Genomic DNA, 14,290 nt, shown 5'->3' on the forward strand with positions numbered 1-14,290 from the left:
GAAATATATGAAATTCATTCAAACTGTTATAAGACCTATTGTGCACCATCATCTTTATGTTTAGTAGAAGTACACGCTGACATTGATAATACACTTTTTCAGTTCTCAATATTGCTAAAGCTTTTAATTATTTGAGAGTTTTCATAAGAGAATTTTTATTCTGTTCTTTTATCATTTTACCTCACACGCTCGCTTTGTTTGTGATGCGCAGACAAAAGATTTTAATTGCTTCAATGTGAGAGAGTTTGTGATTAAGAGAATTTTACAGTATTCAGCGTTATGAATCAACATGTTATATATGATGATGAATCATATGAAAAGGGAAGCCAAGAGGAATTCATTCACCCGAAGAAATTGAATTGTTTAATGATTGGTGTAGGTTAAGGATCTTTGTCATTTAAGATGAAGAGGGGAGGAATTGAATATTCTACAAAATACCGCTCTTCTTTAAAAGAGCGGTATTTTTATATCTTTTGTTTATGACACTATCTTTTTGATGATAATGACAAGTTATACAGTGTGATTAAATTAGTTTTTTCTTCTCTGTTTTTCTTGATCATTGCTCGCTATGTCTTAAAAAGATGCTATGTCTCTTCTTTAGGGTTGTTAAGAAATCGCAATGTTGCCAAAATATAACGAATAGCTAAAATTTTTTTGAAAACCATAATTACACGAGAATATTAAGTTTGTTTTCATTGGGCAGTTTTGTGATAACTTAAAAAATCAACTATATGCTTTCTATAGGTATTAAAATTGTAATTTTTTATCCTCTTGTTGTTCTCTTATAAAAGTGGGAAGCCCCATATGATCAAGATATTTAAGGAAAGGGTGGGGTGGTAATTCTTCTACATTGACCATAGTTTTAACATCCCATTCGCCTGTGGCAATAAGAAGAGCTGTTGCGGCTGCTGGTACGCCAGCTGTATAGGAAATGCCTTGTGCCCCAGTTTCATGAAAAGCTTGTTTGTGATCGGCTATATTATAGATAAAAATTTCTCTCGAGTTTCCATCTTTTTCGCCTTTAATAAGATCTCCGATACAGGTTTTTCCTGTGTAGTCTGGGGCGAGAGAGGAAGGGTCGGGTAAGACGGCCTTCACGACTTTCAAGGGCACAACTTCTTGACCTTCTGCCGTTTTAATTGGTTGTTCGGATAAGAGTCCGAGGTTTTTTAGAACCGTAAAAACAGTGATATAACGATCACTAAATCCCATCCAGAAACGGACATTCTCTACATCAAGATTTTTGGAAAGTGAATGAATTTCATCATGTCCTGTCATATAGGCTTTTTGTTTTCCCACAACGGGAAGATCCCATTCATGGCTGATTTCAAACATTTTATTGGAAGTCCATTTTTTATTTTGCCATGACCATACTTGTCCTGTAAATTCACGGAAGTTAATTTCTGGATCAAAATTTGTAGCAAACCAACGCCCATGATTTCCGGCATTAATATCAATAATATCAATATCTGTGATTTTATCAAAATAATCATCGCGCGCTAATGCAGCATAAGAATTCACTACACCTGGGTCAAAACCTGCTCCTAAAATAGCGGTTATACCAGCTTTTTCACATTCTTGACGTCGAGGCCATTCATAATTGCCATACCAAGGAGGTGTTTCACAAATTTTCAATGGGTCTTCATGAATTGCGGTATCGATATAAGCGCATTTGGTTTCAATACAAGCTGAAAGAACAGACATATTAAGAAAGGCAGAACCAACATTAATGACAATTTCGCATTTGGTCTTTTGGATGAGCTTTATAGTTTCTTCTACATTCATGGCATTGAGCGAATGGCTTTTGAAAACACCCTGTTCTTTCATTGTGTTTTTTTCTTTAATAGAAGCAATGATGGCCTCACATTTTTTGAGTGTTCGTGAAGCAATATGAATTTCACCAAGAATATCGTTGTTTTGAGCGCATTTATGCGCAACAACTTGTGCAACACCTCCGGCACCAATAATGAGAACATTTTTTTTCATTGTAGGTCCATCTCCTTTTTAATACTGTTGTATGACGTTTTTTATGGTTTATCTTTATGAAAGGCTTTCCTGATAGTCGTTATAGCTGAATTGGCGTTGAAGTGTTAATGTACCATCGCACTCTTTGAGAACAATAGCAGGCATTGTAACGCCATTAAACCAGTTTTTCTTGACCATTGTATAACCTGCTGCATCCTGAAAAGACAGTCTATCGCCTATTTTAAGAGGTTTTTGAAATTGAAATGTTCCAAAAATATCGCCGGCAAGACAAGACTTTCCACAAATCATAATTTCGTGTGGACCTTGATTGGGTTCTAATTTGGCATTCTCACGATAAATGAGAAGATCAAGCATATGTGCTTCAATTGAGCTATCAACGATGGCTAGATTCTTTTCATTATACAATGTGTCAAGAACACTGACTTCTAAAGTGGTGCTTTTGGTAATAGCAGCTTCTCCTGGTTCTAGAAAAAGAGTGACACCATGAGTTTTAGAAAATTGTTTTAAGCGTTTTGCGAAAGCTTCTAGAGGATAATTTTCAGCCGTAAAATGGATTCCACCGCCAAGGCTTATCCAGTCAACAGCAGAAAAAAGTTCTGCAAATTTTTCTTCCATATACCCAAGCATTTGGTTAAAAAGATTAAAATCAGCATTTTCACAATTGTTATGGATCATCAATCCGTTGATAAGAGGCAGAACTTCTTTGATAGCGCTTTGGTTTGTTTCTCCTAAGCGGCTAAAAGGGCGAGAGGGGTTGGCAAGATCAAAATTTGATGCGCTCATTCCTGGGTTTAACCTTAAACCTCTTTGAATGGTTTTTGTTGCATCAGAAAAGCGTTGAAGCTGTTGGATGGAATTAAAGATGATTTTATCTGCATAACCACAGGCCTCATCAATTTCATCATCTGCCCAAGCCACTGAATAAGCATGGGTTTCTTTGCCAAATTTTTCTCTTCCTAAACGCAGTTCATAAAGGGATGATGATGTGGTTCCATCCATGAACTCAGACATTAAATCAAAAACACTCCATGTGGCAAAACATTTCAAAGCAAGTAAAATTTTAGCTCCGGACATTTCCCGTAAACGAGAAATTGTTTGCATGTTTTTGATGAGTTTCGATTTGTCTATAAGATAGTAGGGGGTTTTTATCATCATTTATTCATTCTTTTTTGTAGGATCTTATTACCAAGATCAACGTTTAGTACAAAGAGTAACAGAATGTCTCAAGAAAAAAGAATCTTAAGAAAAGAATCTGTTTCTGTCCAGCAAGAGAAAGGCTTTCTGTAATTACTGTTGTTTATTATGTTGAGTTTTTTGTTATGAGTATGAAAAAAAAATTATATTATGCTTTAGCTTTTGTATTTGTTAGCAGTTTTTTCATTATAACAACCACTCTTGTTAATTGGGGGCAAAATAGGAGTGATGCTAAAGCCAAACTGGTTACTCAGACCTCTCTCCAAGATATTTCGGTGCCTTTGATTTTTACGGGGCGTAGAGAACTTAATGGTTTTAAAGGTTATCGTCATTATCGGCGTGGTTATCGTAAATACAGTGATAATTGGTGGTATCCTGAAGTGGCATTTATTACATCACCGCACTTAAGCACAAAAGGCGCATCATTAAAAGTTGTACCAGATGCTAAAAAAGTGTTTTTAACGTCTTCTTCGGAAAAATTAGAAAAAAAAGAGCCATGGATGCTTAAACAACATATTGAATCTTGCCTTGCGCGTTATCGCTCTTATAATAAAAATGATAATAGTTTTCAGCCTTTTCATGGGGGGCGTAGGCAGTGTTTATCACGCTTTTTTAAAGGATAGAAATTAAATAAAATTTTAATTGCTTCTTGTCGTGAGCGTTATTGTTCTTACAATAAAGAGAAGACTTGTGTGGTGCGCAGTATTTTCATGCAAGCATTGTTTTTTTAAAAATTTTAAATGCTTTTAAGTTTTATTAAATCTTATTATCATTAAGTGTGGAATGGGGGTGAGAATATAAGTTTTTGTTTTGTCGATGACAAAATATTAAGGTAAAATGGAGTTTAAAGAATGACAACACGGGAAGCAATGTTGGTATTGCTCGTTTTGCTTCCCTTTGGTGGAAGTGCTGTCATTGGCTTTTTTCGTTCGACAGCAAAAAATAATGAAGCGTGGTTTGCTGGGGTTGTCGCACTTTTCTGTCTTATTTTTGCAATAATGCTTTATCCGGAAGTTCGCGGAAACCACATAGTGCGTTTAGATATTTCTTGGCTTCCAGAATGGGGAAGCGATTTGATTCTCCGCATAGATGGTTTGTCGTGGCTTTTTTGCTTGCTTATTACAGGGATTGGGCTGCTTGTTGTCATTTATTCACGTTATTACATAGATCCAGCGGATTCTGTACCGCGTTTTTTTTCCTTTTTTTTGGCCTTTATGGGATCAATGATAGGAATAGTTTTATCAGGTAATCTCGTCTTTTTGGTTGTTTTCTGGGAACTTACCAGTATTTTTTCTTTTTTGCTGATCGGCTATTGGTACCATAATGCAAGTGCGCGTGAGGGTGCGCGTATGGCTCTAACGATCACAGGTTTTGGCGGCTTTGCTCTTTTTATTGGAGTTTTATTGATTGGGTATACTGTTGGCAGTTTTGATTTGGATAAGGTGCTACAGTCTGGAGATATGATCCGGTCAAGTTCTCTTTATAGTCCTATCCTTATTTGTATTTTATTGGGAGGGTTAACAAAAAGCGCGCAATTTCCCTTTCATTTTTGGCTACCTAACGCGATGGCTGCTCCAACTCCCGTATCGGCTTATTTGCATTCGGCAACAATGGTAAAAGCGGGATTGTTTTTGCTTGTTCGTTTATGGCCTGTGCTCTCTGGAACAGAATCTTGGTTTTGGCTGGTTGGCTTTTCAGGACTCTCAACTCTTCTTCTAGGTGCCTATTTTTCCATGTTTCAGCAAGACTTGAAAGGACTGCTTGCTTACTCGACTATTAGTCATCTTGGATTAATTACAACACTTTTAAGTCTTGGTAGTCCACTTGCATGTGTTGCGGCGATCTTTCATATGGCCAATCATGCTACTTTTAAAGCTTCTTTATTTATGGCTGCTGGCATTATTGATCACGAGACGGGAACACGTGATATGCGTAAACTGTCAGGGCTTTATCGTTCTATGCCTATCACAGCAACTCTTGCTTTAGTTGCGAGTGCAGCGATGGCTGGGGTTCCTTTGTTGAATGGTTTTTTATCGAAAGAGATGTTTTTTGCTGAAGCTGTTGAAACGCATATGGAATCATGGCTCGATTGGATTGCGCCTTATGTGGCAACGCTAGCTAGTCTGTTTAGTGTGACCTATTCTATACGCTTTATTCATGGCGTTTTTTTAGGACCAAAGCCTGACAATTTACCCAAGACTCCCCATGAACCACCGCATTTCATGCGTTTACCAATGGAGCTTTTGGTGTTTATTTGTTTAGCGGTTGGTATTTTTCCTAATTTAACAATAGGACCTATTTTAGATAATGCGGTCGTGTCTGTTTTAGGACCAATGACAATTCCTTATAGTTTGGCTGTTTGGCATGGGTTTAACACTCCATTAGTGATGAGCTTTGTTGCATTATTAGGGGGCGGATTGCTCTATGCTGTTGGGCATCGTTATTTTTTATCCTGTGATGATGGGGCTCCTTTTTTCCGTCACTTAAAAGGACCGCGTATTTTTGAACGCATTCTCGTAATTATTTCTTGGAAATGGGCCCGTGCGGTGGAGTCTGCTTTGTCAACACGCCGTTTGCAGATCCAATTGCATTGGATTTTTTGGGTCTGTTTTGCCTTTGTTGGTCTTTTACTTTGGTGCGATGGTTTCATTCCAGTGGGGACATTACCGCTTTTTCCACTTGATATTCCTTTTCTCGCTCTTTGGCTGGTTGGCGGATTATGTGCGCTTTTAGTTGCTTGGCGAGCAAAGTTTCATCGTCTTGCTTCACTTATGCTTTTAGGGGGAGCTGGTTTGATGACTTGTGCAACCTTTTTATGGCTTTCTGCTCCTGATTTAGCAATAACACAATTGGTTGTTGAGGTTGTTACAGTCGTTTTATTATTGCTTGGTTTACGGTGGTTGCCTAAACGTTTGCATGACCCTGGGCCAGCTGCTGTTCATTTTTGGGTTCGCTTGCGTCGTTTCCGTGATTTCATCATATCCCTTGTAGGAGGTGCTGGTGTAGCATGGCTTTCTTTTGCAGTGATGACACGTCCCCAAGGTACAACGATTTCTGATTTTTTTCTAACGCATGCTTACTCAGATGCTGGTGGTCGCAATGTTGTGAATGTGTTATTGGTTGATTTCCGTGGTTTTGATACTATGGGAGAAATTGTGGTTTTGGGTGTTGTTTCCCTTACTGTTTTTGCACTCTTACGACGTTTTCGTCCTGCGCCTGAGAGTATTGATGCGCCTTTTCAACAACGTATCCAGAAAGCCTTTGATATAGCACAGCCTAATCGAAATGTGGGAGATACAGTATTGAATTATTTAGCTGTTCCTGCTGTTATTATGGGTTGGCTCTTTCCAATTATTATCGCTTTTGCTATTTATTTATTCATGCGAGGGCATGATCTGCCAGGAGGTGGATTTGTCGGTGGTATTACTTTGGCTATAGGATTTATTTTACAATATCTTGCACGCGATATTCGGTGGGTGGAAACGCATTTGAGAGTTTTACCTTTGCGTTGGATAGGCTTTGGTTTATTATTGTCAGTCGTAACGGGGATGGGCTCTTGGTTTTTTGGATATCCTTTTTTAACATCCTTTTTTCGATATATTCATCTTCCGTTAATTGGGAAAGTTCCCATGGCATCTGCTTTTTTGTTTGATTTTGGTGTGCTTTCTCTTGTGTTAGGAGCAACTGTTCTCATTTTAATTGCACTTGCACACCAGTCAATTCGGAGTTACCGAATCGGTAAGAAACCTATTTTAAAAGAGAAGGAAAATTAATGGAAATTGTTCTTTCTTTGGGTATCGGTGTTTTTGTCGGATCAGGTATTTGGCTTGTTTTGCGTCCACGTACTTTTCAAGTCATTCTTGGTTTGTCCTTGATCTCCTATGGTGTTAATCTTTTTATATTTTCAATGAGTAGACCGCGTAGTAATGCTGCTCCAATTGTTGATCCTACCACTGTTATTAATCCAGCTAATTATGTCGATCCTCTTCCACAAGCCTTGGTTTTAACTGCGATTGTGATTGGTTTTGCAACAACAGCTTTATTTTTAGTTATCTTGTTGGTTTCACGTGGTTTAACGGGTTCTGATCACGTTGATGGACGTGAGGTGTAATAATGGAAATAGGAGTGCATCATCTCCTTATTTTGCCTATTCTTTTGCCGTTAATCACTGGAGCACTTCTTCTTTTTTATGATGAACGTCGTGCAAGACTTAAATCATTCATCAGTCTTTCTTCTGCGGGACTGTTGGTCGTTACTGCCATTTTATTGATTATACGTACTCTTGAAATAGCACCGGCTTGCGATGTTTATCGACTTGGTAATTGGCCGTCTTCTTTTGGAATTGTTTTAGTCCTTGATCGCTTAAGCGCTATGATGCTTTTACTTTCCAGCTTGTTGGTGACTAGCGTGTTGGTTTTTGCGCGGGCTCATTGGTACAAAGCTGGTTCTCATTTTCAGTCACTAATGCAATTTTTTATGGTGGGGATAAATGGTGCTTTTTTGACTGGCGATTTATTTAATTTATTTGTGTTTTTTGAAGTTATGTTAACGGCTTCCTATGGGCTTGCTTTGCATGGTTCTGGTCAGACACGCGTGCGTGCAGGGTTGCATTATGTTGTGGTTAATCTTGTTGCTTCATTATTTTTTTTAGTTGGTATAGCGCTCATTTATGGAGTCGTTGGTACTCTTAATATGGCCGATTTGGCTGTTAAAATAAAATATATATCTTCTACAGATATTGTTTTGTTCGAAATAGGTGTTGCACTTTTAGGTATTGCTTTTTTGCTTAAAGCGGGTATGTGGCCGCTTAATTTTTGGTTGGTGCCAACTTACAGTGCAGCAGCAGCGCCTGTTGGAGCTTCTTTTGCACTTTTGAGCAAGGTTGGTATTTATATTATTTTACGTTTAACGTTGCTATGGTTTGGTCCTGAAAGTGAATATTTTAACCATTTTAGTCATACAGTTTTGTTTTATGGTGGGCTTGCCACTATGATTATTGGTTTTATTGGAGTATTGGCGAGCCAAGTTTTGGTGCGTTTGGCAGCTTATAGCGTTCTTGTCTCTTCTGGCACATTGTTGGCTGCGATCGGGATAGGCAATGCAGCACTGACAGCAGGCGCACTTTTTTATATTGTTTCTTCAACTTTAGCACTGGGAGCTTTTTTTCTTTTGGTAGAGTTGGTAGAACGCTGTCAAGATGTGGCTGCTAATGTTCTTGCTGTCACAATGGAGGTGTATGGTGACGATGAAGAGGAGGAAGAAGATGAAGTTGGCATCTATTTTCCAGTAACCTTGGCAATTCTTGGAGCTTGTTTTGGTATCTGTGCCATTTTGATTATTGGATTGCCGCCTTTTTCTGGTTTTGTTGCTAAATTTATGATGTTCATGGCAATTTTAAACCACAGTAGAGAGGATTTTTCTGCTTCTCTTCCGGTTTACCAAGATTGGCTTTTTGTAGTTTTTGTCACTCTCTCTGGTTTTGCGGCTTTGATTGCATTGACACGAACGGGTATCCGAACTTTTTGGGTTTCTCTTGAAGGGCGTATTCCTCGTGTGCAAGTGATAGAATTTGCGCCTATTGCCGTTCTCCTTGCTTTGTGTTTTCTTATAACAATTGTAGCCAGTCCTGTTAGTCATTATATGTCTGAAACTGCTAAGACTTTGTATGAACCTCAAAACTATATTGGGAGCGTTTTAACGGATTTTTCTCTCGAAAATAGGGAGATAAGTAAATGAATTGTTTTTGTCCTTCCCCTTTTTTCAGTGGTGTCATTGTCCTTATGTGGCTTATTTTAAATGGTTTTAGTTTAGGGCAATTGCTTTTAGGGATTTTAACCGCTTTGTTTTGTGGTTGGATGATACGGCTTCTGGAGCCGGAGAAGGTTGTTATTAAAAGCTGGAGTGCGGTTTTTCGTCTCGTTTTTCGAGTATTTATAGATTCTATATTCTCAAATGTTTCGGTGGCTTGGTTTGTTTTAACAAAAAGGTCTCGAGAGCAGAAATCTGGTTTTATTGTAGTACCTCTTCTGCTTCATAATCGCACTGCTTTGGCTATTTTAGCATGCATCCTTTCGGCAACCCCTGGAACTGCTTGGGTTGCCTATAATAGTAAAAAGGGTGAACTTTTGCTTCATGTCTTAAATTTAAAAAATGGATATGATTACAAACAGTTGATCAAACAACGGTATGAGCAATTGCTTTTGGAGATTTTTTTATGAGTATGGTGATTCTTTATTGGGGGCTTTTCTTTTCACAGTTTTTTTTAAGTTTAGCGGTGATTTTCGCGCTGTTTCGGTTGATTCGTGGTCCACGGGCGCAGGATAGAATTGTTGGTTTGGATGCCCTTTATATAACCACTATTCTTTTGTTTCTTACATTCGATATTCGTTCAGGAACAACCACTTATTTTGTCGCAGCTCTCATTATTGGATTGTTGGGATCTGTCTCAAGCATCGCTTTGGCGAAATTTCTTATGCGGGGGGAGATTATTGAATGAAAGATGATATATCGCTTGTGGTTGCTATTGCTATCACAGTTTTCTTAATATTAGGGTCTGGATTGACATTGATCGCAACGATAGGTTTGGTGCGTTTTTCCAATTTTTATAAGCGTTTGCATATGCTTTCAGTATGTACGAGTTGGGGCGTTGGTAGTATTCTTATTTCTTCATTTCTTCATTCAATATTTGTGGACCATTATTTTGTTTTTCATGAAGTGTTGCTGATGTTTTTTTTGTTTTTAACAGCACCGGTAGCTTCTATGTTGCTTTCACATACAGCAGCTTATCGACATCATTCAGAAAAACAATCAGAAAAACCGCTGGCTCTTTTATTACACCAAACGGAGGAAAAGCTACCCACATCAGAAGGAACATCACGAGATGAGAGCCAGCGCGGTTCTTGAAATGTAAGAATCTTCCTTATTCTGTGCTTTTTTCTTCTACACAGTGGATGGGCTTTTCTTCTTTTGGATCATTAATAAGATCGTAAAATATGGCTTCATTTTTAGTTATCCACCAAATGTATTGTCCACCCACATATTTTCCTCCAGAAGCGGCAATTACATTAGAACCAACGATGCGCTTACCGTTCCATTTTAAATCAACAAGCGCAATATTGCCAGCATTATAATAAGTTGCTTCAACATACTCTTTGCTTGTTCCCATATCGCATTGATAGGAGACGGTCTCTGTTGTTGGTTCTGGATCATCTGGTACTTCAATGACTAAAGAACTTGCTAATGCATTAATTGAACCGAGGAGGAGCACACTTAGAGTAATGAAAAATTGTTTAGTAAAAGAAATTTTTTTCATAATATTTCCCGTGTTATTTAAAATAATAATGTTGACTCATCTTTACAGAGGATAGGTTTTTTTTCTTCTGGATCCTGAGCAAGGTCATAAAGCGTGACTTCTTTGTTCTTCTCCCACCAGATATACTGAGCTCCTGCAAATTTTGCTCCTGTTGCCGCGATGACATTAGCAGCAATGACACGGTCACCGTTCCATTTGAAATCAACCAACGAAATATTATCAGCATTAAGATAGACTGCCTCAATGCGCTCTTTACCTGCTCCAGTTTCACACTGATAGGTAATGGTCTCTGTTTTGGGCTCTGGATTGTCTGGTACTTCAATGATTAAAGAACCAGCTAAGCTATTGTTTGAGCTGAAGAGTGATAAACTTAAAGCGGTGAAAAATCCTAAAATGTGCAAAGTTTTTTTCATGATGCTTCCCTATATTCCTAATATTGTGCACAAAGAATAATTTGACTGATACGATGGTGTCTACGGCAGGATTCGAACCTGCGACCCCAGGATTCATACCACTTCGATTTTCACCGCCAGCCTTATCGGCTGTTTGTGGTCTGGACTGTCTCTTCACCTTGAAGCTTTTGCTCTTTAGGTGCTGCCCGTTCAGTCTCTACACCTTTCTCTCATTTGAAAAGAGACTTGGCTCGGGATTGGCATATAGTCGCCCATGAAGCTTTCCCCGAATTTGAGCAGATTCACTTTGAGGATTTCTCCTCAAAGTGCCCAATTTCTTTAGGAATCCTGTGCTCTATCCTACTGAGCTACGCAGACATCATCATATTTAATCTTTAATAGAAGTATAAAAACGAATCAATTATATTCAATATGAATTAACGAATTTCTGTTAATTTTTGTTCCAAAAAGGATAAAACTGCATCTGGTGAAACATTTTTTGCAATAAATGATTGGCCAAGTCCGCGTGTTAATATGAAAGTCAAATTGTTTTGCGAAACTTTTTTATCTTGGGCAATGAGAGTCATTAAAGTTTCAGCATCTGGTAGAGACCCTGGGATATCCTTTAATTGTGTAGGCAATCCTATAGATTTGAAGTGCGCTTCAATGCGTTGTGTAAGCGTGGGGCTTATTAAATTTAATTGAGCAGAGAATTGATGAGCTAGAATTATCCCAATTGCTACACTTTCGCCATGGATTAAACGGTTGGAGTCATAAGCGGTTGCTGTTTCAAGCATGTGTCCAAATGTATGGCCGAGATTTAAGAGTGCGCGCTCTCCCGTTTCGTACTCATCACGTGCTACAATGGCAGCTTTAAATTGGCATGAGCGAACAATGGCCTCTGTTCGCATAGGGCCATTAGAGAAAATTTTCTGCCCATTTTTTTCAAGCCACTCAAAAAAGTCAGGTTGGTTAATGAGACCGTATTTTACTATTTCTGCGTAGCCAGCGCGAAATTCACGCGGTGGCAGGGTATCAAGAAGACACGTGTCAGCAATAACGCATTGTGGTTGATAAAAGGCACCAATAAGATTTTTGCCATATTGGCTATTGATTCCCGTTTTTCCACCAACAGAAGAATCAATTTGTGCAAGAAGCGTTGTGGGCATTTGAATGAAGTTCATGCCACGGCGGATTATACTTGCCGCAAATCCTGCTAGATCACCAATGACACCACCGCCAAAAGCAATAACACAGTCGCCTCTTTCTAAGCGTGCAGCAAGAATTTGATCGATAACAACTTGCAGGGTTGAAAATGATTTTGATTGTTCTCCCGCTTCTACAATAATAGGGACAGTATGAATTTTATTTTTTGTTAATTCTGCTTGCAATATCTCCAAATGAAGGGAAGCAACATTTGTATCTGTAACAAGTGCCAAGCGCGTTTGATGAGGATCTTTTTTATTAAGAGCATGTTTAATTTGTGAAGTAGCTTGTGTAATCAGACCCGGACCAATGATGATATCGTAACAGTGTTTGTCCAGTTTAACAGTGACGGTTTTGGTTTGCATGCTGGTTATCCCTATTGTTAATTTCTGTGTATAGGTAGTGCTGTACGGATCGTATAACATTTTGTGCTACGGTATGACGGCTTTCTTTATGACTGTTAATTGTTAAGTTTGCCTTTGCATAGATAGGATAACGCTGTTCCATGAGTTTTTGCATGGTTTCTTTAGGATTGGCTGTTTGAAGCAGGGGACGTGTTGGGTGCTTTGAGACACGTTGCATGAGGATATCAAGATCGACTTTTAGCCATATGGATATACCATTTTTGTGAATGGCTTTTCGGATATTTTCATTTATGTAGGCACCACCACCTGTTGCTAAAACAAGGGGACTTTTTTTCATGAGGTTTAGAATAACACGCTGTTCAAGAGCACGAAATTCGGATTCACCATAAATTTCAAAGAGTTCCGTGATTGTCATTTGTGCAGCTTTTTCAATTTCTTGGTCAGAATCATAAAAAGGTAAACGAAGCATGGTGGCGACGCGTTTTCCGATCACTGATTTGCCTGCCCCCATAAGACCAACAAGGACAAGTGCTCTTTTATCAAGGGACGATAAGAGCTGATTCTTTATTTGTGTTATGGGGACGCGTTTTTGTCGATTGCTTTTCATAACTTTATTTCGGCATTTATCCATCTTAAAGTCAATTCCTGTTAATCTTTGTGAGGCATAATACGAGATAGAATATTTTTGGGTAGGTTATTGTCTTATGCCAACATTGACTAGATTTTTGATGATTCTTTTCATTTTGCTTTCTGTTCTTTTCATTATAATGGGTGCTCTTGTGGTTTGGGTTGAACCAGTAACTGTGGATATGTACATTGATGTTCCCTTGGATTCATGGAATCTTTCTACGGAAGCGAATCAATGAAATGAAAAGTGGTGCTGTGATAGATCATTTTCTTGAGATGATGAGTGCGGAGAGAGGGGCTTCGTCTCATACGCTTGCGGCTTATCAGCATGATTTGCAGTGGGCACAAGACGAATTGTCTTCACACTCTGTTTCGCTTTTTTCAGCACAAAAAGAAGATTTAATTACTCTTTTGTCACTTATGCATACTTTTGGTTTTGCGGCATCGTCGCAAGCGCGCCGTTTATCAACTTTGCGTCAGTTTTATCAATTCCTTTATGCTGAAGGGTTGAGAGCAGATGATCCCTCTCATGATATTGATGCACCTCGTCAGAGGCGTCCTTTGCCCAAAATCATGAGTGAAGATGCAGTGATAAAATTGCTTGATTTTGCGGAGTTAGAAGTCAATCAAGCAGACTATGGGTCCAAAGGTTATTTCCGTGCACTGCGTCTTCAGCTATTGATTGAAATGCTTTATGCAACAGGGTTACGTATTAGTGAGTTGGTGAGTCTGCCGGTTCAGTCTGTTCGAAGGAATGAATACAGCGTTTTGGTTCGTGGTAAGGGCAAAAAAGAACGAATGGTGCTGTTATCAAAAAAAGCATGCCAAGTTCTTTCACAGTGGTTAAATTTGCGTGATCAGGGAAAGGACGCTACGAGTTCTTATCTTTTTCCTGCGCATTCCGAGACAGGATATATTGCTCGTCAAGTCGTTGCACGAGAGTTGAAAAATCTCGCTAGAAGAGCAGGGATAGGAAGTGATAGCTTTTCTCCCCATGTGTTGCGTCATGCTTTTGCTAGTCATCTTTTGCAAAATGGTGCTGATTTGCGTGCCGTTCAACATTTGTTAGGTCATTCTGATATTGCTACCACTCAGATTTATACCCATGTGTTGGAAGAGGGACTTTATCGTTTAGTCAATGAGCATCATCCACTTGCCGATGAGCAAAAGGCTCGTTAAAGAAAAGGTGATGTTTTTGAAAAAGACTT

General features: G+C 38.8%; 14 protein-coding genes. 8 read left to right on the top strand and 6 right to left on the bottom strand.

Translation table 11 applies throughout. From position 1 onward, the window contains the following. Window positions 1-747: 747 nt before the first annotated feature. Both ACFINS_RS00885 and ACFINS_RS00890 read right to left on the bottom strand, forming a co-directional pair. On the bottom strand, window positions 748-1,986 hold the full coding sequence (locus ACFINS_RS00885; RefSeq protein ID WP_375648908.1) for a saccharopine dehydrogenase NADP-binding domain-containing protein: 1,239 nt from the start codon (window positions 1,984-1,986) through the stop codon (window positions 748-750). 54 nt (window positions 1,987-2,040) lie between these two features. Further along, window positions 2,041-3,138, bottom strand: coding sequence for a carboxynorspermidine decarboxylase (locus tag ACFINS_RS00890; protein ID WP_375620959.1), 1,098 nt, complete (start codon window positions 3,136-3,138; stop codon window positions 2,041-2,043). A 167-nt stretch (window positions 3,139-3,305) separates the two neighbouring features. Here ACFINS_RS00890 and ACFINS_RS00895 point away from each other — a divergent pair, with 167 nt between their 5' ends. The 7 genes from ACFINS_RS00895 to mnhG all read left to right on the top strand — a co-directional run bounded on the left by ACFINS_RS00895 (window position 3,306) and on the right by mnhG (window position 10,083). Further along, on the top strand, window positions 3,306-3,803 hold the full coding sequence (locus tag ACFINS_RS00895) for a BA14K family protein (RefSeq protein WP_375705765.1): 498 nt from the start codon (window positions 3,306-3,308) through the stop codon (window positions 3,801-3,803). Window positions 3,804-4,031: 228 nt separating this feature from the next. After that, window positions 4,032-6,953, top strand: a complete 2,922-nt coding sequence (locus tag ACFINS_RS00900; protein WP_375639901.1) for a monovalent cation/H+ antiporter subunit A — start codon at window positions 4,032-4,034, stop codon at window positions 6,951-6,953. Continuing rightward, window positions 6,953-7,291 carry a Na+/H+ antiporter subunit C gene (locus tag ACFINS_RS00905; RefSeq protein WP_375705766.1) on the top strand — a complete coding sequence of 113 codons (339 nt, stop codon included), beginning with the start codon at window positions 6,953-6,955 and terminating at the stop codon, window positions 7,289-7,291. Before ACFINS_RS00900 ends, ACFINS_RS00905 begins: the two co-directional genes overlap by 1 nt. A gap of 2 nt (window positions 7,292-7,293) precedes the next feature. Next, window positions 7,294-8,916 carry a monovalent cation/H+ antiporter subunit D gene (locus tag ACFINS_RS00910; RefSeq protein WP_375648896.1) on the top strand — a complete coding sequence of 541 codons (1,623 nt, stop codon included), beginning with the start codon at window positions 7,294-7,296 and terminating at the stop codon, window positions 8,914-8,916. Then, the gene (locus ACFINS_RS00915) at window positions 8,913-9,398 is read left to right on the top strand and encodes a Na+/H+ antiporter subunit E (RefSeq protein WP_375629083.1); all 486 of its coding nucleotides are present in this window, start codon (window positions 8,913-8,915) and stop codon (window positions 9,396-9,398) included. Before ACFINS_RS00910 ends, ACFINS_RS00915 begins: the two co-directional genes overlap by 4 nt. Further along, window positions 9,395-9,676: a K+/H+ antiporter subunit F gene (locus tag ACFINS_RS00920; protein ID WP_375606068.1), complete on the top strand. Its 282-nt coding sequence runs from the start codon at window positions 9,395-9,397 to the stop codon at window positions 9,674-9,676. Before ACFINS_RS00915 ends, ACFINS_RS00920 begins: the two co-directional genes overlap by 4 nt. Then, a complete protein-coding gene (mnhG, locus tag ACFINS_RS00925; RefSeq protein ID WP_375648889.1) occupies window positions 9,673-10,083 on the top strand; it encodes a monovalent cation/H(+) antiporter subunit G in 411 nt (136 codons plus the stop codon). Before ACFINS_RS00920 ends, mnhG begins: the two co-directional genes overlap by 4 nt. 16 nt (window positions 10,084-10,099) lie before the next feature. Here mnhG and ACFINS_RS00930 read toward each other — a convergent pair whose 3' ends face one another. From ACFINS_RS00930 to ACFINS_RS00945, 4 genes are all read right to left on the bottom strand, one after another. Continuing rightward, window positions 10,100-10,492, bottom strand: coding sequence for an MliC family protein (locus ACFINS_RS00930; RefSeq protein ID WP_375611316.1), 393 nt, complete (start codon window positions 10,490-10,492; stop codon window positions 10,100-10,102). 17 nt (window positions 10,493-10,509) lie between these two features. After that, on the bottom strand, window positions 10,510-10,905 hold the full coding sequence (locus ACFINS_RS00935; RefSeq protein WP_375611315.1) for an MliC family protein: 396 nt from the start codon (window positions 10,903-10,905) through the stop codon (window positions 10,510-10,512). A 416-nt stretch (window positions 10,906-11,321) separates the two neighbouring features. After that, window positions 11,322-12,455: a 3-dehydroquinate synthase gene (aroB, locus tag ACFINS_RS00940; protein ID WP_375611314.1), complete on the bottom strand. Its 1,134-nt coding sequence runs from the start codon at window positions 12,453-12,455 to the stop codon at window positions 11,322-11,324. Beyond that, window positions 12,430-13,062, bottom strand: coding sequence for a shikimate kinase (locus ACFINS_RS00945; protein ID WP_375611463.1), 633 nt, complete (start codon window positions 13,060-13,062; stop codon window positions 12,430-12,432). Before ACFINS_RS00945 ends, aroB begins: the two co-directional genes overlap by 26 nt. Before the next feature lie 260 nt (window positions 13,063-13,322). On the opposite strand from ACFINS_RS00945, the gene ACFINS_RS00950 reads away from it, so the two are divergent. Beyond that, window positions 13,323-14,261 carry a site-specific tyrosine recombinase XerD gene (locus ACFINS_RS00950; protein WP_375611313.1) on the top strand — a complete coding sequence of 313 codons (939 nt, stop codon included), beginning with the start codon at window positions 13,323-13,325 and terminating at the stop codon, window positions 14,259-14,261. The last annotated feature ends 29 nt before the right edge of the window (window positions 14,262-14,290 follow it).

It is taken from the genome of Bartonella sp. AA2SXKL (assembly GCF_042197205.1).
Lineage (GTDB): Bacteria > Pseudomonadota > Alphaproteobacteria > Rhizobiales > Rhizobiaceae > Bartonella.

Coding starts and splice junctions, on each gene's coding strand:
- ACFINS_RS00885 (WP_375648908.1), bottom strand. CDS start 1,986: ATGAAAAAAAATGTTCTCATTATTGGTGCCGGAGGTGTTGCACAAGTT.
- ACFINS_RS00890 (WP_375620959.1), bottom strand. CDS start 3,138: ATGATAAAAACCCCCTACTATCTTATAGACAAATCGAAACTCATCAAA.
- ACFINS_RS00895 (WP_375705765.1), top strand. CDS start 3,306: ATGAGTATGAAAAAAAAATTATATTATGCTTTAGCTTTTGTATTTGTT.
- ACFINS_RS00900 (WP_375639901.1), top strand. CDS start 4,032: ATGACAACACGGGAAGCAATGTTGGTATTGCTCGTTTTGCTTCCCTTT.
- ACFINS_RS00905 (WP_375705766.1), top strand. CDS start 6,953: ATGGAAATTGTTCTTTCTTTGGGTATCGGTGTTTTTGTCGGATCAGGT.
- ACFINS_RS00910 (WP_375648896.1), top strand. CDS start 7,294: ATGGAAATAGGAGTGCATCATCTCCTTATTTTGCCTATTCTTTTGCCG.
- ACFINS_RS00915 (WP_375629083.1), top strand. CDS start 8,913: ATGAATTGTTTTTGTCCTTCCCCTTTTTTCAGTGGTGTCATTGTCCTT.
- ACFINS_RS00920 (WP_375606068.1), top strand. CDS start 9,395: ATGAGTATGGTGATTCTTTATTGGGGGCTTTTCTTTTCACAGTTTTTT.
- mnhG (WP_375648889.1), top strand. CDS start 9,673: ATGAAAGATGATATATCGCTTGTGGTTGCTATTGCTATCACAGTTTTC.
- ACFINS_RS00930 (WP_375611316.1), bottom strand. CDS start 10,492: ATGAAAAAAATTTCTTTTACTAAACAATTTTTCATTACTCTAAGTGTG.
- ACFINS_RS00935 (WP_375611315.1), bottom strand. CDS start 10,905: ATGAAAAAAACTTTGCACATTTTAGGATTTTTCACCGCTTTAAGTTTA.
- aroB (WP_375611314.1), bottom strand. CDS start 12,455: ATGCAAACCAAAACCGTCACTGTTAAACTGGACAAACACTGTTACGAT.
- ACFINS_RS00945 (WP_375611463.1), bottom strand. CDS start 13,062: ATGAAAAGCAATCGACAAAAACGCGTCCCCATAACACAAATAAAGAAT.
- ACFINS_RS00950 (WP_375611313.1), top strand. CDS start 13,323: ATGAAAAGTGGTGCTGTGATAGATCATTTTCTTGAGATGATGAGTGCG.